This window comes from Paenibacillus sp. FSL R10-2778, assembly GCF_038593035.1.
Lineage (GTDB): Bacteria > Bacillota > Bacilli > Paenibacillales > Paenibacillaceae > Paenibacillus_AQ > Paenibacillus_AQ odorifer.
Map to the genome: position 1 here is coordinate 6,195,679 of NZ_CP151956.1, position 24,445 is coordinate 6,220,123.

The 24,445-nt window shown below is 35.0% G+C and carries 16 protein-coding genes and 1 pseudogene; all 17 read right to left on the reverse strand.

Features of this window, described 5'->3' with window-relative positions:
* Positions 1-45 precede the first annotated feature (45 nt).
* Positions 46-173 (reverse strand): annotated as a pseudogene (locus NST40_RS27730) (glutathione-dependent formaldehyde dehydrogenase); the annotation flags it as partial.
* Positions 174-398: 225 nt separating this feature from the next.
* Complete coding sequence (locus tag NST40_RS27735; protein WP_076219059.1) at positions 399-872, reverse strand: hypothetical protein; 474 nt, start codon at positions 870-872, stop codon at positions 399-401.
* A 1,604-nt stretch (positions 873-2,476) separates the two neighbouring features.
* Positions 2,477-3,418 carry a hypothetical protein gene (locus NST40_RS27740; protein ID WP_342410196.1) on the reverse strand — a complete coding sequence of 314 codons (942 nt, stop codon included), beginning with the start codon at positions 3,416-3,418 and terminating at the stop codon, positions 2,477-2,479.
* Positions 3,419-3,568: 150 nt separating this feature from the next.
* Positions 3,569-4,933 carry an AAA family ATPase gene (locus tag NST40_RS27745; protein WP_342410197.1) on the reverse strand — a complete coding sequence of 455 codons (1,365 nt, stop codon included), beginning with the start codon at positions 4,931-4,933 and terminating at the stop codon, positions 3,569-3,571.
* A 193-nt stretch (positions 4,934-5,126) separates the two neighbouring features.
* Positions 5,127-6,302 (reverse strand): phospholipase D family protein, encoded by a 1,176-nt coding sequence (locus NST40_RS27750; RefSeq protein ID WP_342410198.1) that lies wholly within the window; start codon positions 6,300-6,302, stop codon positions 5,127-5,129.
* 28 nt (positions 6,303-6,330) lie between these two features.
* Positions 6,331-9,183, reverse strand: a complete 2,853-nt coding sequence (locus tag NST40_RS27755; protein ID WP_342410199.1) for an SMC family ATPase — start codon at positions 9,181-9,183, stop codon at positions 6,331-6,333.
* Entirely contained in the window at positions 9,180-9,737 is a 558-nt protein-coding gene (locus NST40_RS27760; RefSeq protein WP_280787970.1) for an ABC-three component system middle component 1, read from the reverse strand. The genes NST40_RS27755 and NST40_RS27760 overlap by 4 nt, the downstream gene beginning before the upstream one ends.
* Entirely contained in the window at positions 9,730-11,103 is a 1,374-nt protein-coding gene (locus NST40_RS27765) for an ABC-three component system protein (protein WP_342410200.1), read from the reverse strand. Before NST40_RS27765 ends, NST40_RS27760 begins: the two co-directional genes overlap by 8 nt.
* 15 nt (positions 11,104-11,118) lie before the next feature.
* Positions 11,119-12,303, reverse strand: a complete 1,185-nt coding sequence (locus NST40_RS27770; protein WP_342410201.1) for an MBL fold metallo-hydrolase — start codon at positions 12,301-12,303, stop codon at positions 11,119-11,121.
* Positions 12,304-12,851: 548 nt separating this feature from the next.
* Positions 12,852-13,634, reverse strand: coding sequence for a hypothetical protein (locus NST40_RS27775; RefSeq protein WP_342410203.1), 783 nt, complete (start codon positions 13,632-13,634; stop codon positions 12,852-12,854).
* Positions 13,635-14,136: 502 nt separating this feature from the next.
* A complete protein-coding gene (locus NST40_RS27780) occupies positions 14,137-15,408 on the reverse strand; it encodes a TnsD family Tn7-like transposition protein (RefSeq protein WP_280787974.1) in 1,272 nt (423 codons plus the stop codon).
* A 51-nt stretch (positions 15,409-15,459) separates the two neighbouring features.
* Positions 15,460-17,271, reverse strand: coding sequence for a TnsD family Tn7-like transposition protein (locus NST40_RS27785; RefSeq protein WP_342410204.1), 1,812 nt, complete (start codon positions 17,269-17,271; stop codon positions 15,460-15,462).
* A gap of 14 nt (positions 17,272-17,285) precedes the next feature.
* Positions 17,286-19,013 (reverse strand): AAA family ATPase, encoded by a 1,728-nt coding sequence (locus NST40_RS27790; protein ID WP_342410205.1) that lies wholly within the window; start codon positions 19,011-19,013, stop codon positions 17,286-17,288.
* Positions 18,997-21,180 (reverse strand): Mu transposase C-terminal domain-containing protein, encoded by a 2,184-nt coding sequence (locus NST40_RS27795; RefSeq protein ID WP_342410206.1) that lies wholly within the window; start codon positions 21,178-21,180, stop codon positions 18,997-18,999. Before NST40_RS27795 ends, NST40_RS27790 begins: the two co-directional genes overlap by 17 nt.
* Positions 21,181-21,200: 20 nt before the next feature.
* On the reverse strand, positions 21,201-22,019 hold the full coding sequence (locus NST40_RS27800) for a TnsA endonuclease N-terminal domain-containing protein (RefSeq protein ID WP_342410207.1): 819 nt from the start codon (positions 22,017-22,019) through the stop codon (positions 21,201-21,203).
* 368 nt (positions 22,020-22,387) lie between these two features.
* Positions 22,388-22,999, reverse strand: coding sequence for a hypothetical protein (locus NST40_RS27805; RefSeq protein ID WP_342410208.1), 612 nt, complete (start codon positions 22,997-22,999; stop codon positions 22,388-22,390).
* 59 nt (positions 23,000-23,058) lie between these two features.
* A complete protein-coding gene (locus tag NST40_RS27810) occupies positions 23,059-24,171 on the reverse strand; it encodes a phospholipase D-like domain-containing protein (protein WP_342410209.1) in 1,113 nt (370 codons plus the stop codon).
* Positions 24,172-24,445: the final 274 nt, after the last annotated feature.

Consider the following 24,445-nt stretch of genomic DNA (forward strand, 5'->3'; position numbering starts at 1 on the left):
AAATATTAGCTCGTATGAAGTCAGATACAATATTGAAAGGGATAACCCCTGTTTCACTTTTGAAACTTCTGGTCCTACCTCTTCGACTATTCCACCGGCCTATAACCGATAAAATATCCGTCTTGTAATGGAAAATCACCTTGATAAAGTTGTTGATCCGACCCGTAAATCGATTATCTTATGATGTACCCGAAGGCCAAAATATATAAGCTTGATAGTGAATTCCATCAAAATAAGGTATAATCCGCATTACAGCGGCTTATACCTTCATGATTTTGTTTGACTGTTTTGAACCATCCTTTGGAACTCAATGTATCCGATGCATATAAAAAGTACTACTATCGATATAATTAATCTAATACCGTATATTGGATATTCAAACTATCCTGCCAGTTAGCTTAATGAAGCCTCGTCAGTCTAATCGGGTTTTCATCTGTTTCATTTAAGGTTTCATTTAAGATCAACGAATTGGGATACGATTTAAGAAATGTTGATTCATCTACTTTTAAAAAAAACTCGCCTTCAAAAATTAGTTGATTCGTATTAGGCCCGATTTGATCTAAATTTCTTGCTATCTCCGATTCCTTAAAGATACTTTGTTTATCTGCTCGCAAGAACATGCCATGAGGTGTATATAGTTGACTATAATACCCTTTTGCGATTTTTGATTCTACGGATTCTACGTTTTTTACTGATTCTACGGATTCTACGGATTTTACGTTATTTGTTGAAAAATTAGTGTTAACAGGATTTTCAACTGTCTTATTTACGGTTTCCATTTCTGGATAGGTGTCTGCTTTTGAATTTGATATTAATGCCACTCCTGAAATAATAGTCACTGCAAAGGCTATTAAATATATTTTTTTAAACATATTATCCCGCCCTTTCTATACCAATAATTATTTCCTACTTTAAAACATTATATTCACTTAAATGTTGAACGAATGGATAAGGTCCGTAAAGGAAAAGATCAAACTATAAAATGTATTATTTTCCTTATTTTATCATACTACCTTTTAAAGTGCATGTGAACATCAGTTTACTATAATATTAATTTCCTTACGCAATAATCTCCAATTCTCCTCTATGTAATATTATGTTCTAATAAGTCTTTTAATGTGTAGTCTACATGGACACAGATCAATCCACTTACAAAGAGTAGCCGAAGTATGGTGAAATTATTGAAGAACAGGTGCTTCGGTATCCTGTCCTTTGTTAAACTATTCTCCCTCTATGAGGAATCACTTTTCTCTTGAATGCTCGTAATATCTTAGGTTTCTGATTTTATTCGTTCAGTGCAGACGACTTCATGGTGGAATCAAGTTGAAATCGAAGAAAATGTTGGGATGAGGAAAAGCGCAAAAGAACATTTCCTTAACCACACCTTGAAGAAAGTGGTTATCTAGGAAAAGTATGGTTGCACTTATGGATCTCCACATTCCTCATGGAGGTCAACCCTCCCAAGTCTCACAGCCTAGCTCCCACATTCCTTCATTCAACCTGTCCATGAGGTGGAGGTCAGATATGCTGCCTGACAGGATCTTCGTCCGTATGATAGTTTCGTTCCGACTCATCCGTGCTTCAGTTGTCTGTATCTCACTGTTTTGGTTCGAACGCTAATGAACTACTGTTTCGTTATGCTGCCGTACTTAAAACATTGAATTGAGGGATATCCTCCCGTTAGTTTAATAAAAAGAACGCTCCCGCGCCTTCGCTTGGGCTGCGTCCTCCTCATTATATTCCATTTCCAATTACCTATTAAAGAACGTACGCGGGTAGCACACCATCAACATATTCACAAAATTAAATATCCTCGTCGAATAACCAGTTTAAATCAACATTAATTTCTTTCCTTAATTCTTTTAGAGTTTCGGCAGAGGGTTTAGTCTTTCCCTGCTCAATTTCACTAAGTCGGCCTTGTGAGATCATCTTCCCCCATATAAAAAAAAAGATAAAGCCGCCCTGTATTTTCAGGACGGCTCTAGATGTCAGTGTTGCTGTTCCACGCTCATTTTTGTCTTAAGCTTTTCAAAACACAACTTTATTGCAATTTTGTTACTCAAAACAATACTTTAATGTTCAGAACAACACATTAATGTAATTAGTCAACAACTTGTTCAGTGACATTATAGTTAGTGTCTGAAAAACCCAATAAAATCAAGGGGGTCCGGGTTTTTAACCCTTGTCTAAATTAACAATATAGTTGGTGTCTAGGAAAAGAGCATCAAACACATGGTGACATTAAAGTTTGTGTCTAAATTTTACATTAAAGTTGGTTTCTAAAACTTATTTGCAGCTTACGAGGCCTATTTATTCGAGCTTACGAAAAGTACTACAAAACGATTTTTCCGTAAGTACAAAATTGGACAATTAATTCATTAACTAGTCATTTGCATATAAAGTAATCCTATGTGAGTACCAAAATGCATTCTTTTCAAAATTCTCCGAATAACATTCCTCCCAGAACCTAAACAGACTATTGTGTGCATTCTTCAAAGATCAACTGCTGCCGCTGATTAATTTTCAATTGCCTCTTTATATTTTCACTTTCTATAAATTCCATCATCAACTCCTCTTCTTTTAATGCAAAATAATCACAATAACCCATTCTTAGTCTTGAATGAGTTATCTTTCCGATATTGTATAGATGAGTCTCTCTTCTAATTGCAACAGAACGTATTACGTGTATTGGTTTCCATTCCTGTCCTTTAGATGCATTGTAGAGTTCACATACTTCATTAACAATTTCATTCTCTTCATATTGCACATAATCCCACAAATTATTGTACCTATTATTTTGTTTAAGTACTTTAATAAAGTTTGCTTCAGGTGAATTATCATTTAATGAAGAATTTATCGGTTCAATTTGTATGCTTTTATCAGCTTTGTTAAAAACAAACCTTGTGTTGTTGTGTATGCTATTAAAGTATGGATGTAAAATTGGAATAGCCCAATTATTGTTTTTAATTTGATGTCCATTACATATGGAACAAGCACAGACAATATTCCCCCAAAAAACGCTTAAAAAGGGGAATTCAGACAATGGAAGAAAGTGATCCATGTTGCTTGAAGTTGACTCATTCATATCAACTAAATCACAATAAGGACATACTTTGTAATTTTTACTTAATAATTTCCTGAGCTCACTTCTTTTTACAAACTTTGCATTAGGATTATAGACATTCCATAATGATTTACCGTCTAAAAGATTTTCATACACATATTCAAAAAAAGGTTTTATCTCACTAATTGTTTTTTCGGACAAGTCAATGGATATAGAAACTTCTCCTGATAGAATTTTACTATAATTATGCGAAAATAAGGAGTAATACTCATGAACCACTTTAATTTCGTTGCAATTGCTTATTGAGAGCACATGAGTTTGTAATTTACCCTTAAATCTATTATTATTTATCATTTTTTTAAATTATTAGTCATTGTAGACTTGTTAATATCTGTATATGTACTAACACCTTGATTGTCTTTAGCCCACGTAAGAACGTCAATTATAAAAGAATGAGTAAATTCATATGTTAGAAACTCCTTCGAAAGCTTTACTTGACTCATCCTAATCTCCCAGAATATTTCTATATTTTTTATAAATCTCAAACTTCTTAGCTGTTGTACTTAAATCATCAAACATAATTCGCGCATCTTCTATTCGGTCAGTATGATTACTCGCAAGCAATTTTTCGAGTTCTGATATTTGTTTTGAGGAGAAAACTCCTGAAGTTGTTTTCAAACTAAAGACATCCCGCAGGATATTATTAGATGAGCCACCTAATGTTCGATCCTTAGGTTCATATTGAAGAATTTGATTTTCATTCTTTTTCAATCCAACAATACATTCCATAGGAACATCCGAAACAATTAATGGAGAGTGTGTTGCTAATATAAAATGAGTTTTATATTCACTAAAGAGTTCCGCTAAGTATTCAACAAACTTTTGAATCCAGACTGGATGTAAATGCGTTTCAGGCTCATCAATAAATACAACTGAGTTTTCATCAATATTCGTAATCAATGGTAAAAATCTATATAACATCGTTAATTCTCCTGAACTTAGATCTGTTAACCGTACATATTTTCCATCATTGCTTTCTAACCAAATATTTTTAATTCCTATATGCATCACTTGATATATAATTTTTCGAAGGAGTTCTTCAAGATGTAATTTTAACATCTCAGGCGTGACTATATAATTTAAACCAGCTTTTAATGAGTCTAGTTTCATGTCTTTGTTTAAAGTTCTAGCATCAATTTTCATTGTCTTTAAGCTATCTATTAATAGATCGAGTTCTGGTACTGAATCATCTTTAGCCAAACCATACATCCTGTTGTATTCTGATCTAACAACTTTATTCTCTTGCGCAATTTCAATGAATGCAACTTTTTTAAATCCGATTCTATCTAATAATCTCTTGTAGGAACCTTTATTTTTAACCAGCGCTTCAGGCAAATAGATCGCTTGTAAAAATGCATAAATAAGCGGCTCAAGTGTTGAAGTTCTTGCAATTGCCGGTCCTGAATATATATAACTAGTTTCTGGAGGGGCATCAAAATCTATGTTACCAGGCCTTGCTGAAGGATATCGACTTGCAAATTGATCAAAAACAGCATAAGAAGAAACAATTAATTTTTCTGGATGCTCTAAGGGATAATTCATATTACTATTATACTCGACCATCTCTCCCATTAATTCGTACTCTATGGAAAATTTAGAATTTTCTACGGTCTGCTTGTATTGATATCTATCCCTTGGACAAAATATCTGAGTCATAAATTGAAGTATCGAACTTTTTCCGGTACCATTTTCACCTACAATAATAGATAGGTTCATATCATCAAAATATTTAATTTCCGGTTTATTAAAGGTCAATTTTAAGTTATTAATATTCTTATATGATTTTATTGATAATTCTTTTATAAACATAAGTACCTCATTTTATATATTTAATTTTATGGTAAATCTAATATAGACGATTTCCCCGCTCCTCCTCACCTCTAATGCAATTAAGATTAGGTATTCAGTGACATTAAAGAGTTTGTGTCTGATATTCACATTAAAGTTGGTATCTAAACGTATCTACCTCTTATTAGACCTATTCACTTACACTATAAAAGGCTTACAACATGATTTCTCCATAAGTACGAAAACGTGCATTTAATTCATTCATTAAGTAGTCGTGTGCCTCTTGAGTAATCCTAATGTGAGAGCGCCTAAAATGCATACTTTGCAAAGTCCGTTGACTGACATTTCTACGTTTTCTCAATGAGGGGAATGTTGCCTTGCCCAGATTATTATAAACATCAATTAATCGAATACCATACTTGATTGGTGCATTAATTACCTTACCACTTGTAAACTCATCTACATAGTACGGAAACCGATATCTCCAGGGGAAATCTTTAAGGTCACTATCGTCTACTACGTTCTCTTTCTTAAATCCATTTGTCTTAGCATATCCAACAATCATAGGGGTCGGCTTATTCTGTTCATCATAACTCACAATAGTTAAGAAAAGCGTATCCTCACTTTGAATGCTGCCTGGTTTCCGCGGAAAATACGTGAGATCCAGAGTACGTCTACGTTCACCTTTCATTTGCTTATAATTATAATCATTAGGAATACGATCTTCACCAGTACCTTCAAACTTTAACCAGTAACCAGTCACCTCATCAAAATCATTTGAATTCTCAAAGATCGATTCAAACAATTCAGGATGTACCATTTTATTTAAAACTGCACCTTTTTTAGAAATATTAGAGTAGGTGACCTTTCTATTCCGTTGATTAGCGGCTAGATGAGGGACATGCTTCTTTTCTTCATCAATCCATTCTTGGGTGACAACCCCATTACCATCCAATTGAATCTGATCTAACAAATCGTAGAAGTATTCATTTGCTTTTTCTGATATTTCAGACTCGTCATCCATTATGACACAGACCTCGTGGTTAGATATAAAGCCGCCTTGTGTAAAATTGGCTGAACCTATAATAACGGAGTGCGCATCAAAAGAGTAAAGCTTGGAATGTAAATCGATTAAAGCATAAATCTTCGCCTTTGCATGGAGCAAACGTTCTAATCCGTAAATGCTGCTAACACGCTCTACAAATTCTTCCCTATAAAATCTGGTAATAATGTTGCAATTAATGGTTGGATTCAATACTAGCCAATCTGCCAATAGAGTAGCGGTTTGCGTTCCAATGAATGGAGAAATAATATTTAATTCATTCTCAGTTTCATCTAATAGTCCTTTGAAACGATCCAATAAATCATTAGAAACTAAACTTACCGCCATTAGTACCTCCTCTTAAAATGAAACCTTGTTATAATGATGCATCATTAAGTTCTAATAACTTGTCTCTTGAAATTGGGTCTGCAGCAGGTATAATCAATACATTCTCTATTTCTGCGTTTTCACTAACTTGCTGCTTTATAAGCGGACCTTTTTCGCTATACCCTTCATACTCAATTACCGCAATATCTTGATTTCTAAATTTTTTCAACATCATTTGATAAAAACTATAATCATGAGTTGAGATAATGAACTGCTTATCATATTTCTCCATAAATAAACGAATTAAATCAATCAGTGATAAAACATTAACCTCATCCATGCTTTGGATTGGATCATCCATACCCATAAGTTGTAGACTGGACCACTGTTGGTGTAAGCCCATAGCCATAAAAAAAGATAGTGCTATCGAGTTAATTTGTGCTGAACTAAATATGTAGGTTGCATTTGCCTGTGTTTGATTTTCAAGTCCAGTTAAGACTAAAATCAGTAATCTGTAAGATTTATGCCTGTATTCTTTATTAAAATCAATATGGTTATAAACTGGATGAGAATTAATCCGGGAGAAGATTCTCTGAATGGTATCTAATAATTCGGAAATCATTTTTTCATTTAATTGATCAACGGCTGGTTTAACATTGTTAATTAGATCTTTGATAGCTTCTTGGTCTTCATTGGCTGTTTTTTTAAGTTGGTCTAAATGCTCTAAGTGACTCTGTTGCACCCGCATTTCTTCTTGACGTGTCTTTAATAGCAATTCTTCTTTAGCATTTTCTATTGCAGTTATCGACTTAATAATTACCGATTCTAGATGAACCACCATCTCTTTTTCACTTTGTACATTTTTCAAAGCATCTTGAATAAAAACCTTTATTTCCTCAACGCTCCACTGCTTAGCTTCTGAAGGCGCACCAGCAAGTAACAGTTTACTTATAAAGGATTCAACAAAAGTTTGATTTTCCAGAATAATATCTTCTGCTATCTTAATTTTTCGAGGGAGATCTGCTTTTTCCTCTGCTGTTAATACCATTAAATTTGCTGCGAACTGCTGCTCTAGTTGCAGTAATTCCCCCATTTTATTTTCTATAGTTTCATTTAATCCAAGTCTCAGTAAACCCTCATTGTATTCATGAATAAATTTATTTCTCAACTCTATTTGAGCACTCAAATTCTGTATTTCTTTTTCCATTTTTAACATATGGTCTTTCTTATTCTGACATTCTTCTTCGGCGCTTTTTAGGATTGTCTTGATATCTAAATAGGATTTTTCAATCTCCAAACTCAATTCATTTAATTTAGTTTTCTCTTTCTCAAATTTATCCTTCATTTCTTTAATTTGCTGTTCCAATAAAGGCAGTTCATTATGAATTTGGGCTTGTTCAAATTGAATTCGTAGTTGTAATTGTGGCTTATTAACTCCTTCTGTTCCACAAGCAGGGCAACTATTTATCTCCTCTTCTACGGATAGATAATCTGATAAGCTGCTAAGAAAATTTTTATATTTCTTATCTATACCATGTAACGCTAAAACGGATTCTTCTAAAAGTTTCATTGAGCTACTCGTACTAGCATGGATACCAGATACATCTACAATAGAAGATTGATTTACACTAATAATATTCAAAAGCTCCGATATTTTAGATTCCCAAATAAAATTCTCATGTGTAATTTGGACGTCTTTGATTAAATCATATTTATTGTTCCTTAAATTCTCTAGGCTCTCTGTAACTACTTTAATGAAGTTGTCAGAGATGTGCACCGAACCTTTAATTGCCTCAATTGCCTGTTTAGTACTGTCAATTTCAATATTTTTATCTTTAATGAAAACAAGAGACTCCTCATATTGGTTGTTGCGATTGGTCAGGCTAGAAACCAAATTAAGCATATTGTAATCATTACGGTGATTTTTTAATTTCCCCAATCTGCCTACTTCCATGTTTAATTCATCCAAAACGGTTAGCCACTTTGATTTAATATCTTCTAAATCCTGAATACGCCGTTCTTTATTTTCTAAATCATACCTTCTCTGTTTAAGCGTTTCGGTTTCTTTCTCAATTAATGGTATTAGAGCGTTCCAATCCTCTCTTTCAAAAAGGTTTTCAGGAACTGAGAAATTGTCCTTATACTCGCTAAGGGCAACGCTTAAAAGCTTCTGGTTTGGATCAAAAACTTTTTTACTCAGCTCATCAATGAACACTTTTAATTCTGCCTTCTTCCGAGCACCTTCAGTAATTTGACCCTCTATTTGATGAACTCGATTGTTTATTTCTTTGATTAGTTCATTATATAATTCTTTATATTTCAAAAAGTGCTCGGTTCCAAACAACAACGAAAGAGAATCGTACCTATCACCGTCTTTCATTCCTCGAAGAAATTCATTTAACTTCTCTTGCCCCAAAATATGAGTAAGATGTAGTCCACGGGAAACTTCGACTTTCTCAGTCCAAGCTTGTTTTACCAATAGTGTTTTTAACAGAGACTCCGCATCGGCATCCATAAACTTTAATCTATCGTTAATAGGAACTGGCAAGTGAAGCTCTAATTCATGTTTTCCATAATCCGTCATATCCTGAGGTCTTGCGGTACATGTTCTCTTCACTTTGAAAATCAACCCATTAGAGGCAATAAGATCAATTTCTACGTACGTCTCTTTTAACGGATTCGCATGCATGTTCCTAATGAATCGGGTTCTTTTTCTTTCGTCAGTAGCTTGATCAAATCTGTGAATTTCTCCTGATAGTCCCCATTCAATAGCATCAAAAACTGAGGTTTTTCCATGCCCATTGGGTCCATACAGTAATATTACCTTCGCATCATTAAAATGGAATATAGTTTCATCAGAAAATCCTCGGAATCCACATATTTTTAATGATCTTATCTTCACTTTAAATCATCCTTTTTATCCTTTTTGATTGAACTAAAAAAATCAGTTAATTGATCCGTTGTTAACTTAGGATTAAAAAAGTCGCCCGGCAACTTACTCAATGTTGATTGTTTCAGACACTTACGGAATTCTTCAAAAAACTCATTATCATTAAAAATAAGTAGTTCCTTATCACTGGTTAAATCGAGAACAAAGGGAATTCTGTTTATGTATGGAGCATCACTTTTTGTAATAACAATTTTCCTGAAATAGTGCCGGTCATTCTCTATCAATTTACGATATGATGTGTCAATTTGATTTTGCGTGATGATAACTATCAGATAAACATCCCATTTAAGCATATGGAGTTCTTTACTTAAACGACTCTGTAATTTAACTGCTAATTCATCAGCAGCTTTTTCCCAATTTCCTCTCAACTCAGCTTCGGTTTCATACTGAACAAGACCGTAAATCTGCTCAGGCGAAACACGCACTTCATTAAGATAATTAAACTTAAGCTGATCTAGTTTTATATATTCATTTTCTTCAAAAATTCTCATAATTTCTTCAATCAAAATTGTTCATCTCCCTAACATGAAACTCTAATTCTTCTAAGTTAGTTACGTGATTATACAAAGTTCTAATACAGTCACCGCACAGCACCTTTGTTCCGTCTAAACTTTTGTAGTTGTTTTCTTCTAATCCCTGAAAATATCCTTGCTCGTTAACTTTAGTAAAATCAATCAAGATATCCTCAAAAGAAAACTCATTTTGGCATCTCCTGCATAAATTAGTTTTCTTGTTTTTACTACAATTGTCCAATATTAAAGGAAACGGGAATAGGGCTTCGCCACGACGAAGTTCTTTTTTTCCTGTTGCTGTTGCTGCCTTTTCTCGAAAAAGGTCTAATACAAGTTCAGGCATTTTCGCATGCCTTTTTGTTGAGAAGATAAGATATGCAAATAACTCTTCATTTTCGTCTAGACTCAAATTTGCATTTATATCATTATGGATAAAACCTAACTCTTTATATCCACATCTCAAGATGGTTATTAACTCCAGTAATTGCTCTATACCTGAAACAGTACTCAATTCATTAAAGGGATGTCTATAGCGTTGAAAGAATGTCCGAAGTTTCTCTGCATCTGTATTCATAATACTTTCTATAGATTGAACTAAACTCTCCATTAAAATAGGATGTGTTTCTGGTGGAAAGTCCTCAATTAATCCCATAACGATTTCTTTTTCCGAATCATATTGACTCTCAATGATGGTTACGCCCTCTATACTAAGGGCACTTGAACTCTCCATTTTGCTGTAAATTATATCTTGAATGGTAAAGGATATATTCATTGACCTTAGTATTGGCAGGCAGCGTTTAATCGAAGTAGCACCGATAATTCCTCCGCCAGGTGGTTTATCCTTCATAATTCCAACTATGGCACGGTTTACTACTATAGGTGATCCAGATGCTCCACGAGTATTAAATTTTGGATCCGTTATAGTAGGAAACTCACAAGCTAAATCCAAATCACCCTCACTATCCTTTGTGCAACTCACATCAAAAAATTGCTGTATGGTTCCTTTAAAACGTTGTCCCCTGTCTTTCTGAGTATCCGGGAATCCAAAGGCGTGCCACTGATCATTCAGCTCAATATCTTGTATACTTAATGGTAGTGTAGGAGAATATTCTACCTCTTCAGGTAATAATAAAACTGAAAAATCCACCCCTACATAAGGTTCATTTGGAAAAATAACGCTTACCTGAATTTCAATATTATTATCAAACATAATAAACACAGGTTCTAACTCGTCTGGGTCTAAGTTTTCATCAATAACATGTCTAGCTGTAATCAACGTAGTTTTATTTACTAGAAATCCCGTTCCATTCCTACTCCCACAGCGTACTTTAGCAATTGATTTAAAATCATTTTGATTCACTGATGCTCCCCCTAGTTATAGGTGTACTATTACACTCTCTTCAGTACTTGGGTAAAATACTTCATAATTAAATTCCTTCTTCAAATCTTCCTTATTCATTGAGATTGCCGAAGGAGTTGGATAAGAAAAAAATAAATTTCTTGTAAAAGTAGATTTTCTATCAACTATTCTAGATAAGGTCTCCATATCGGGATGCCCGTGACCTGAACCGTTAGTAGATATTAAGTAATTTTTTGAATCAATCATATTGAGGAGATCCATATTCGTATTAAATTGACTCCCATGATGAGAAACTTTAATTAAATCAAAATAAAGTGGTACCTCTGTAGTAGAAAAAAGAGCCTCAAGTTGTCGAATCGTTATTGAGGGTGGACAATCTCCTAAAAATAGCATTTTTTTATCTCTATGTTCTAAGATAAAAGTAATTGAACTAGCATTAATCTCATCCCTGTCTTCAGCAAAGGGCGACATTGACAATTTCTTTATAGAACCTGTCGCGGAGACATTCGTTCTACCTACACCCACGCCTTTAGGTTCCAGATATTCAGAAACATATTCTACGGCATCATCAAAACATGGGTCTGATGTCAGTGACATCCTTGGAAAAGTTCGACGTAGTTCTTTTCTCCACACTTTTTCCAAGTTATTTAGTTCAATATTAGTAGGGGAAAGTACAGTAAGTTTAACGGATCCGTTACCGATAAAAACCGGGATTTCATTGTATGAAACGGCATTATCATTATAAGACCCATTCCAGTTATACCCGTTCAAATATAGATATCCGGCAAGTCTAGATCCTTGTTTTCCATTTATCGGAGTCCTACAATCATCATAGTCTCTTTCAACGTAACCAACTTTTTTTTCAATCATTTCTTTCTCCGTCTTATTCAGTTGATGCTCATGCTGGCTAATAGATAAGTGCCGATAACTATTGTGCCAAATTTCCTTTACTTCAATTATATTGGGAGATTCACAAGACCCATTATCTTTTAAAAAGGATATTGCACCGGCAATATGATCCTGATCGATATGTGTAACAACCATTAAATCAAGGGATTCCCCCGTTGTATTCTTATCTAAAAGAACAGGTTTTACATAATTCTTATACGTATGTAGATAAGCCAAATCTATAAGAATGTTTACATTTGACTCCCCAAAGCAACTAACCAGAAATGTATCACCATTTTTAGCCGGAAACATTTCAATTCTCGAAGTATATATTGGACTCACCCTTAATTTGTTTAATAGGATTCTATCAGCACTCTTCCTAACAAAATCAGTAATCCTATGCTATTCCAATTTATATATAAAACAAAATTAAAATATTTTGCATTCCCAGTTTGCTTTAAACATATTCGCTATGTATTCCAGTATCCTTCCTCCCTAATTTTCTGGAAAAATATCAAAAATCCTCATATTTTGTATATTAACCAACGTTATTATAATTCTACATAGGAACTAGAATGCCTGCCAAAAGACCTAAAATTTAGCATATATCTGCAGAAATAAAGTCCTAGACTGTCGCTATTTTATTGAGCTGTTTTATTGCGCTGTCTTTATTCAGCTTGGTCTTATGGTAAATTTATATTAAATTACCCTTTAAACCAAATTACATTAGACATAGGGATTGGGATTGGTTAGTGAAGTTTGATCTTCTTCACCTCTTAAGATTCACCGATACCTTGATCGGTCTGATTATTTTCTAACTTCTTGCTAAAACACGGTAATACATCCAAATAAAAAACACCCTAAAAATTAGAGCGTTTATGAATTTGATCTTTTCGCCACTGTTTTACTAATTGATCAAATTCGTTCTTCATTTCAATTTCTTTATATTCGAGCTTGGATTTTATTCTTTTTTCCCCAAATGAATAGTCCACACGATTAAATGTAATTGTTTCAATGTTTGCCTTTGGAATAAGCATCTTGCTTCGATCACTTCTTTTAAATGAGTCGGCAATTAATATGCTATTGTCCAAATTATGATTAATAATATACTTTCCCTCTAACATCAGGCCACTTTTCAAGGTGATATTAATTGAAACTTTTTCAAAGTAAATTGCTCGGTAAAAAGTCCTCATGAGTAGTAACAATAAAGAATATCCTACACTGATAACAAATAAAATTACATGATATATTGGTTTATTGACTTTATATAGATGAAATATGACCTCTCTGGATTCATGCAACCCGAAAGAAAAATTCTTGTTTATTTCTGCCATTACTATCTGAATAAGAAGCATCGCATACCCTGAAATTAAGACAGCATAAAGCATGCTTATGGTAAACAAGATATATGCGAGTCTTTGTCTACCGCCTTCTCTATCTCTATGAATTAGAGACCTAATAAAAAACTTTGCGCGTTGCCAACAGACTGTTACTGTTAATCCAATAATTAATACCAAAGCAATCCAAGGTGAAACTTTGTTTATAAACAGGAAGATTATTACTTTTGTTATTCTTGAGGATGTCCCCTCTATAGTGACACTGAAACCCAATAGAAAATAAGAAAGCGCCGCTGTAGTAAACAAAAACCATAATACTACATTTCTAAATCCCCGATTAAAGCTGGGTAAGTACTGCTTTTCTTCTTCAGAAAATACTTTTAGCGAAGAAGCAACGGCACTAAGAATGGCGAGTCCAATAATCCCAACAATAGCTTTTATTAAACCATCTGCTATTGACTGATAAATATTAATTTCAATTCCTCCAATATGATAGTCTATATAGTTATCGTCGAAACAATAAATCGCTCAATTTTCATCTCCTTTGTTAGTATAAAATCTCACTATTTACTATTTCAGAGAATAGATTATGGTGCAATATAAATTTTCACAAAGGAGTAAAGTGTAAATGGCCAATAATATTAAAGAGCAACTCTTTTCAGAAACAAAATTTCAGACCACTGTTTGGCTCATTCATGATAACTTATTAAATACATCTGCAATTTAATCTATGCATCCACACTACTACTTTTGTATTTTCGGTTCTTTATGTCACTTTTTAGTTTAGTAACAAATCCCTAGAACCCATTCACTTCTGGTGATTTAATACAGTTTGCGGATCACACCCTAATATCTCCGCCTTTTTCCTCAAAGATAGCTGCTTACCAGAGAGCTCAACAAGTCTGTTTTTCCACACAACACCAAATTCTTTAACCCTCCCAATCTGGTATCGGTCACTCTCCCTATCATCCGGTCCAGTCCGTGAGTAAACAAAACCGCAACTACAGGTAAATGTACCAACCGGTTTGCCTGTTTTTGAACCCCTGGTGATCTTTACTGACCCAATCATTGGTTGTTTGTAGTGGTTTGCTGCTTTATTAAGACATGGCCAGGGGCCATGTCCGAAAGGTTCAAATGTTGTCATTGTCCCTCTAGATAAGCTATCCATCATCCTCTCAATGGTATCTCCCATGAAACCAAGTAATAAAATATGACGAAGTGGGTGGCACGATACTCTTGGCTTCCGTAGCAACTTATGTAGCCAACTATCACTTTCACTTATCCCTCCATTAATATTTGCCAACAATTTATTACCATAGTAAGAACTAAAACCAGGGATTAATTTATCCCATCTAATTCTGTTACTTGTTTTACACACATAGCCTTCACTACGTAATCGAGATATATAGTATTGGTTTATACTTTGAAGACCCATTGAGGGAAATTCTTTTTCTAATAATAATAGGGATTGAATAGCAATATTTTGAGAGAATTCACCGGGCAATATTTCAGTAGAAATTAACTCGCCGATATCAACGAGTGCCTTCTCCAACGTAATATATTGAAACCGATTCTTCTGCATTTGATGAGAAATATATGATTTCCAAAGCGGTTCTCCATGCATGGGACAAAGATAGACCCCTTCTAGTTGGTGGCCACGATGCCAGTATGCCTCGCCGTATTTGGACCTATCTTCCCTGACACATCCAGTACAATACATCAACTTTTGTTTAGGCTTAACTGAGAACGCAGCACGACCAAGTATCATATTTGCAGGCGAACAAGTGCTGAATTTCATAGTCTCCTCTAATCTTTCAGCTCTCTTAGGAGGGATAAAAGGGGTAAAGTAAGGGATCAGCGTATGTTTTTGAATTAATTCATCTGAGGAATATATTTGACCTGGAATCTGACGGGTAAGACGATCTAATTGAGAAGGGAACCATACGGAGGAACACGTTGAGGTGTTATCAAAAAGCTCTTTCATGGTTTGTCTGATGCTTTCATTTCCGGAATTTCGATGGTATCGAGCAAACGCACTATAGAGTAACTCATCTGGATAAATAGTAGGGAAAAATATCAAAGGAATCACCTCCTTTAATATTCTTCCCTACTATAAATGATCATAGTCTGTTCATGTATCGATTAAAGCACCTTTCTTTTGCAAGAACATACGTATATGATTGTCCACTTCTTTATCCCCGTGCAAATGGTAAGAGACCGATGCCTTACGTTTGAATTCATTTACTGTCATTGTAGCAGTTCCACCATTCGTAATTTTTGAATAATGCCTTGGAATACTCCGAATCAAAAAACCCTTCGTATTCTCTACTTCCTTATCTATCTCCTTCATAGATAATGGCAGTTGATGAAGATAATGACGAACTTGATTACCATCAGACGGATCTAAAAGATTTATTATTGTTCCTCTTCTAATGGGAAACTTGTATTCAGGGTCTATCCTAGATACCGCTGTTTGAATCTTGAGCAGTAACTGCTTATCCAAAGCTTCGAAATCAAGTTTCACCTTATCTCTCGGTATCCTATCAGGCAAGACTTGTTCTAACCATTCTTTATCATTACTCATTAACCAACAATATAGCGATTGGTCTATGTTTCTTATTTCTGAGCGACTATGGAAAAGATTGTCGGCTAGTATTTCTTCCATTTTCATGCGCCGATTTAAACTAGAAGTTGTTACATCAACACCAACTGCGATCTGTTCATAAGCTATGACAACTTCACTAGGTATTGTTGAGCCATCCACCTCAGTGCTGCTCTTGGTCCAAGTAGATATGATACCAGAGTGAGATCCCCGAATTATATTCTGCCGTCCACAACTCGGGCAGTAATATCGAATTAAAAACACACCGGTTCGTCCGTTAATAACACTTCGTGTACATTTACTTATTTTGGGGATATCTTTGTACGAACACATAGGATAATAACATGACCAAGGACCATTACTGAAAGGAATAGGCAATGCATACGGTTTTCGTTCAGATAATAGTTTTTTTAGTGAACCACTCAAAAATGCGGCAAGCAAAAAGTAAAACCTGATGAATTGAGTCATAGAGTCTGTTTTCAATAAAGAATTTTTAAAATACATACTTTCTAATGATTTTGAATTGAAAATAATAATGTTCTTCTGTTCAGCTAACCATTTCTCAAAATCATATAATAACTGTTTCTTTTGAATACTACCTCGTAAAGTTACATAGTCTTTGGCAAACAACTGTTCATAAAACTTTATTTTGATTTCTTGAGCCGAAAGGTCCTTATAATGATCACGAACATAAAGCAAATCATCCATCAACGCGGTCTGAAGTTTGTTTCCTGATTCATTATCATCGACCATCTCCACTAACAAGGCATGTCCATTTTTACAAGATGGTTCTCGTAACAGTTGGCCTGACTCATTTGATCCGTACTGACAATTACATACATGACATATAGAAACTAAACGAATACTGTGGGAAGGACAGCACTCTAAGAATGATACTTGATGCTTTCGGTGTAGATAAACCTCACCAAATTGTTCATAGTCATTGTATACACATTGAGGACAATATCTGACTTCTGTTGAGATAACCGATTCATAGGTTGTATTAGGTTGGCCTTCAACATTTCTTTGATTGGCGGAGCCACTCTTAATTACATTAAGCATTGAGATATGACGTTCTTTTGTGAAGAATGCCTGGTATAAACCATACCAAGAATGATCGTATATGAATTGAACTAGTGTAAAAGTGTGACCGAGAGGCAATCTATCGAGTAGTATTTGTAACCGTCTGGGGAAGAAGGTGTGTTTGTAGGAACGGACACCGAACAAATCATATTTACTTTGCATTATTTCACTATTACCAGAACGAATATGGTAACGAAATATAAGGCTTCTGAAGTCTTCGTCTGGTAAAGGTATGGGGAAGTAAATTAAACGCTTCACATATTCCACCTCATTTATGAGATAAAGTTAAGTAGTTCATCTACTTCCCGAATATAACCTTTCTGCTCAAGCGCCTCTTCCGAAGTTAGTCCCTTTTTATGCCCCTCAGCAACAATGTAACGGATGTCGTCTGTAGATTTTATAGGAGTATTAAGGTGTGTTTTTGATTTTTTGGGAAGTCGATTAGTCACATTTTCATTTTTTGTTTGGGGTTCATTTTTTTCTAACAGCAACTTAGCAATTTGCGCATACAATAGCGAAGTATCTCCCATACCTTCACTAGCATCGTAAACCTGGTTCACAATGACTTCTACCATTGATGATGATCGACCGAATTGCATTGCAAAATCAATTAATTGCTTTAAAATTTCGTCCTTCTTCTTTTTCTGCAGAACCCGTGCATGATCTTCAGCAACACTACCGTGAATACTTATTCGATGAGACACATCCTTAATATAGCCATTTAGTGGCGCCCAATCAGGCTTTACCTCGTCTAATTCTTTATAAGCCGAGTAATCTCCTGAGCGGATTTTTAAAAAAATAGGCTGTACTAGACCTAAACTAGTTTCTGCTACTTCACGAATTTGGCTCACCGTAATTTTTTCTGGACCACCATGTACTATCGTCTTTGATTGGACATGCATAAACAATTTTACTGCAAAATCGGGAATACCCATGGAATAATGGTACATCGCCTCTTTTAAGTTAGACGAAAGTTCTGTATAAGATCGAGTATACTGTTGATCCCATAGGTTTTCTATAAAGTGCCCCCATTCCCAGCTATCTTCTAACATATGACCTGATATATTCTCGGCGAACCCATTCGGAATGCCTCTGCGAGTATTTGCCAACGAATCCTTGAATAGATACAAAGCTTTATAGGAACCTATTAGTATTGTTGGAATACCAAGCGTGTTGACAAGTTGGGTAATAAAATCAATCATATTCTCCTCCCCACCTGAATACGCCTTCTGGATTTTTTGGATTTCGTCGATAATCAATACTCCTAGATTGACCTGTGCTGCTACTTGAATCATCCGCATGACTTGTTTGTCAATGGTGCCTGGCTTTTCACCCCACTTATCATAAAAAGCTGTACCCAGGGCCCTATCAACCTCTGCATAAAAGCTTTTTACAAATGTACCCACGGACTTATTATACGGACATTCGACTTTTAACCAAACCAGTTGAGTTGTTGGAAGAGCCCTTCCATGATATTGACTATGATGAATAACCTTTGGAAAGAGCTGATTTAGCATCCGCTCATACATTTGTGATTTACCAAACCCATTAATAGCGATCTCCACTAAACTCTGTGATGTATGAATATTACCAGCTAAGTTCCTTCCGTCATCACCCACCCCTGCCTTAAAAATATTATCTATTCCGATCGCAAACTGCCGATTATACATCGCTTGAAGCGGATCACGTGATTGGTATCCCAACTTTATCATCGAGTATAAGTTCCTATACTTATCATAATGGGAGGGAAATGGGACCCAGAAATCGGGCCTAATCTGCTGTACAAGTTCAAGCCTATCCTCTATAGGCAACTGATTAAACTCTGGACTTCTAGGAGGTTCCGAAGTAAGTGCATCAATAAAAGACTCCGTTTGCACTCTTTCAGGTAGCGCTTCAATAAAGGGATTCCCACGATTTCTAGGATTCATTTGCTCTTTATATAATGCTGTTACATGTAAACCATTAAAGCCTGAAAACCCACCTTCATTTAGTTGGCTCATCTTTTCTCCTCCTTTCTTTACTTTTTCTCGAAAACAGCATTTGGATGTCAATATTGCCTTCAGCAAGTGTGACTCTTTCCTCTTCTGCTTCCTTGTCAGGAAACGGTATAACCTCCGCGATTGTTGATGAAAGTCCATCAACAATTCTTGAACCTTCTACGTGGGTTATTGCCGATATTGATCCCCAAGCTTTACTATCAGCTGCACGTGTTTCACGCATATTTTTCTTTCTGGAATAAAAGCTAGTATCTTGAGTTGCTCCTTTTGTAGCCTTTGTTGCCAATTTATCAAGCTCACATGTATATGCATGAAGTTCTGCCTTGTGTTGCTTTTCAATCTTCTCTTGCTCTTTAATCTGGTTGTCACGATATTCAAATAATTTGTCAACCTCATCAAAGTGGAGGGCTTCAAATTCCCTTGATCTACCGGTAAGTAAACATGTTACGAGTTTTTTGCCACGCTTGATTAAAATACTACTGCAGTTTCTCGGATCATAGCTGATTTCCACTTCACGTATCCCATCTATCCCTAGACCGTTTCCTTCAAACCATCCTTCATCAAGTCCCAACTGAGAGGTGTAGAATAAATTTTTATATTCAATACCAAATCGGGTTACCTTACCAATTCCACGGGGCAAGAGATTATGACGAAGTTCATCTCTTGTTTTTTCATGAAGCAATCTTCTTCCCTTATCCCAATTCCAAACTTTTAAAGGGGTCAACTCTACCTGCTCGGCATACATATCTTTGGTAGGAACATAATCTCTGCTTAATGCACTTTTATTGTAGGTTAAGAAATATACGATCAAGAATCGGTTAAATTCTTCTATTGTCCATACAGATTCTCGCGCGGGATCATAATCTCCTCTGACCATTTGTTTTGCTTCCGTAGATCCAGTTAACAATTGTCTGATCGTTTCATTCGTAATGTGGAAATGAGATTCTACGTAAGGTTTCAAATCTCCCCGGTAAGAAGGTGCATTTAAAACATCTACATTCAGGTTCACAAACCTTTCTGACATTTGTGCCTTAAGCTCACCTCTGTCCCCAACTAGACTCTGAGGCAGGGCCTGACAAGGCCACTCTTCTTCTTTAATCCGAATACCATAGCGAGCACAAAATTCAACCTTATTATTTGCTGCATGTTCTACAGCTACCATAGCTTCGAACCATGATTCAGATGCCAAACTGACATGATACCCCACGATAAGCCTACTAAAAACATCTATTACCACATATAGGGTTGGCTTTCCTAATATAGTCTTACGGTCGAAGGAAACCAGTATGATATCAGACCGTGTTGCATCAACTTCATAAACTGCCCCTACACAGTACGCTCTTTCTGATGCATTGCCAACTAACGGACGAACATTCATTGTTGCTCTTCGCTTTCCTCGTTTATTCTCTTCACGACCAAATGCAGATGTTTTGTTTGTGTACCAGTAACGAAACTGACGTAAGCTAGGCGACCGGTCGGGGTCAATAATTGGTACTCGCACACCATATTTTCTGTAATACCCACGTTTATAGAAAGTCTCGCACATTCTTTCATGTGTAGTTGAAATATTCATTCCTTGTCGTATATGAAATAAACGTATTGAAGATTTGAAAATCTCAATATCAGCCTCTGTCACAATATATCTATTCTTCGAATAAGGACCTGGCTTATGCTTGTATACTCGCCCCTTTCCAGGCCCTCCACAGAACAGATAATTATCCAATAAGCCATTTATAGACTTTCCATGGAACCAATATTTTAATAAGTAATCCTTTATTACTTTAACCGGTTTGCCTGTCACCAGGTATGTTTCCCTTAGAAGCTGCCCTCTACTTTTGGATAAATAAATATCAGGTTCTCTTTGCGCGATTTCTTTTATAAGTTCCCAACGACGATTTCGATTTTCTCGATACTTTTCCAAGTAATCTTCATCAGGCGATAAAAGTTCTAGATCCTCATCGAACTCGATAACCCGGCTTTTACCCTCTGCCATCTCTTCCAATAGAACAGCATATTTGATAATAATAGGAATTCTTTTCTTTTTAAAATTCTCAATGCTCATCACAACTAGATTTTCTAATTTTTCATCAATCCACAAAACTCGCAAGAGGTCTTCAGTTTCATAGTCTTCGGTTAATCTTTCAATTACAGAGTTAACAACAATGCCCACGAAACCCTCACTCCCTTCAATTATGCAAAGCGACTCGAATGTTGCGTCCCAGTCAGATCTGATATGATCAGTGGCCTTCCCTCTTTAATAAGATTTTTCTCAATTTCGGTCCCCCATCTCTTATTGGCAAGATTGTGTTGAAGAATAAACATCGAGGTGCCTGTTTGCAAACCGAATAGTTTATCAGCACGAAGACATAAATTGGCTATCGAGGTTTCTCCAGCGTCGTTGCTAAACAATTGAAAGAGCGGCTCCGAAACCAAAAATAACAATTCTTCATTGATGCCCTGTCTAGTCTGTAAGTATTTTGCGCCTGCCATCCATTCAACGTTTTTGACAAGAATATCAGGGATTTTTTCCTCAGTCACTATACACCAGTCAATCCCCTCTTCTGCGAAATACACACGCTCGATTTCAAATAATTCAAGTGTTCTTTTATCTAATTTATTTGTAGGCTTGACTGTTCGAATGACTTCCAGTTCACATTTTGGAGAAGATAATGTAAGTCTAAAATCGGTGGTCATAATTCCTGGAGTACCATCAAGATTCGCGTGTTCAATGCCTAACTTTTTTGCGATCTCAATCGTTTTTTCGATTGGCAATAATGGCCACTGCTCTCTAATATCCGCGACCCCGTCAAGCCACTCACAGTAATACAAATATTTGCGTTCATGTTCCGAGAGTGTATGATGTGTCCTTCCAGTCTTCCAGCCCTTATGACGGGTAATCCAACCTTCTGAAGCGATCTTATTATCATGGGCTTGTATAAATGGTTGGTAGTCTGCTCCACTTCCGAACCCTCTGCCCTTTTTAATATAATTCTTCTGAAGTTGTTCCATTCGAGAGCCCCGCTTTGACATTCTCACACCTCCAAGAACAAAGTAATATATTAATTAATATATTAGATACCTATATACAACTGATGGCTTCGCCATATAAGGCGAAGCCATCAGAATAATTTTAAATTGTTACGTAAATAATACAATTTCCATCCAATTTATACAAGATTGTATTTAGATAAACTCCATATTAATCTATCTTATATTTTCTTTATTGTCTTGTTTCCGAGTTCTTATACAAAGTAAGGGCTGCAAATGATAAAAACTTGAAGGGCAACGAGATAATCGTGCCGTCATGAACGATATTACACTCGGCTACTGTCTTAGCTATCCCTTTAGCACAAAAGCCCTAAGGCGTGAATACGGTGTTATGCAGAGCCCTTTTCTCCACTGGAAAATTTACTAGATTCCTTAATTTCTTCCTTCGTAACGATTGCTTCAGCTTTATAATCCATGGCTCTTCTCATGTGTTTTTTATATGTTGTAAATGATGAATAAATAAAATAAAAGTAGAATACTGGGATACCAATCCCTAAATACATCAATAAGTCACCTAATAAAAATTCTGTAGAAAAAAGATTGATCTTATTATTAATGCTTGGACTATTATTTGTATAAACTCCTAAAATAAATATTATTATTGGAATTGGAGAAAACGTCTTCAACATATCCAATTTTGTTTTATTTATTTCAGCATAAGTTCCTGACCAAATCGCATACTTCTCTAATTTAGCATAAGACATTTTTCCCCTTTTAGTTTCATAAATCATGTCTAAGTGCTTAGAGAAGTCCTTAAGCTCTTTATAATCCTTATAACATATACCAAAAACAATAACGACATAAACTAACCAAAAATAAATTGAAATCATAAATTTAGATACATCAGGAAAAAAAGTCTTTCCTAAATATGAAACGATAACCATTAATATTATTTTAGAGAGAAAGGAAGTAATAGCTCGTTTTACATAGTAATTCAACATTTCATCTCCTTTACAAGGATTTCACATTTCCAACTTAAATTCGCTCTCAAATTAATCTCCTATGTGTTATCAATGTTTTTATTAATTGCATAATCTGATAGCTCAAGCAATTGTACTAAAATGTCTTGAAGATACAGAATTGCTGATTCAAGCAATTCTTTGAATTCATGTATCTCGGTCCCTACTTCATCACACAAATCAGAAAACATATCCTTTGCGTCATCTAGTGCTTTTTCAACGTAATAATCAAGTTCTTCATCGAAAGCAACTGCACTGTAATCTTCTAAGCAATCTCTGGTTCTACTTTCAATATCAAAATTAATATATTGGTAGAAACTAGTATCTACGTCGATTATATCAATCATTCTTTTAATATTAATATTTGAAAATAACTCTTGAAATTCATCACGTTCTTCATTCGAAATTTTATCATCTATTTCAATTTCTTCTAATAGAGCCGAGATCTCTTCTAGCTCATATATATCATGCAACAATTCAAGTTGATCTGAATACGAAAATGGCGTTTCGTCATAAATAAATACAAATACATTATCCCGCTGATGAAACAAAGCAGAAATAAAATATTCATAATGATTATTTAATCTAGACAATATACTAGTAACAAATAGACGTAAACGAAAATAATTGTCTTCGAAATATGGAATCGAATTAGCTTTAAGATCTTCCAATACTTCCACAAACAATTTTTGGATAAATATTTTATCTTTAATAATTACACCTGTTTCATAATTCTTACTACTTTCGTTCGAAAAATTTGCTGATCCAATATAAACAATGTTCTCAGTTCCGATTATTTTTGAATGATTATTAAAATTGAAGTATGGAATAATATTATCAAAGTCATTTGGATTCAACTTGTTAATATACGCGTTAATATTTGTTTTTGCAGTTTTTCTTAAATAATCTCCAGCTTTCGATGTATAGTACCACTCAAATCTTGATGGGATATTCGTAATTAATTCAATTTGTGTATCTTCCTTTAAATTTTTTAATTTTTCAAAAAGCTTATCATCTGTTTTACTCTTGGAGATATTGTAAGTTACGATTTTAATACTTTGTGCATTTTGAAAATCATCTAAAACCTCTTGGTAACCCAAATCATCTATAGAATAAATAAATTGTCCTCCTTTAAATTCTAACACTGTTTTCATTTTCTCATCCTTTCTATCAGCACTATAGCTTAATATCTTATTCACGAATTTTGCAATAAAATGCATATGTATTTTATTCGCGAGGGTTATTGAATTAACCTGCCCGTTCGTTAGGAGCAGCTTACAAAAACAGATGGTGGATCGCTTTCGATATTTTTACATTCATTCCCTTAACGTAGTTAATCCTGTATAAGTGAGTTCAAAACCAGTATAAAATTAAAAAAGTCCCGATGAGTTAAGGCATCATCGGGACTTTTTTGTCAATATTCAACGG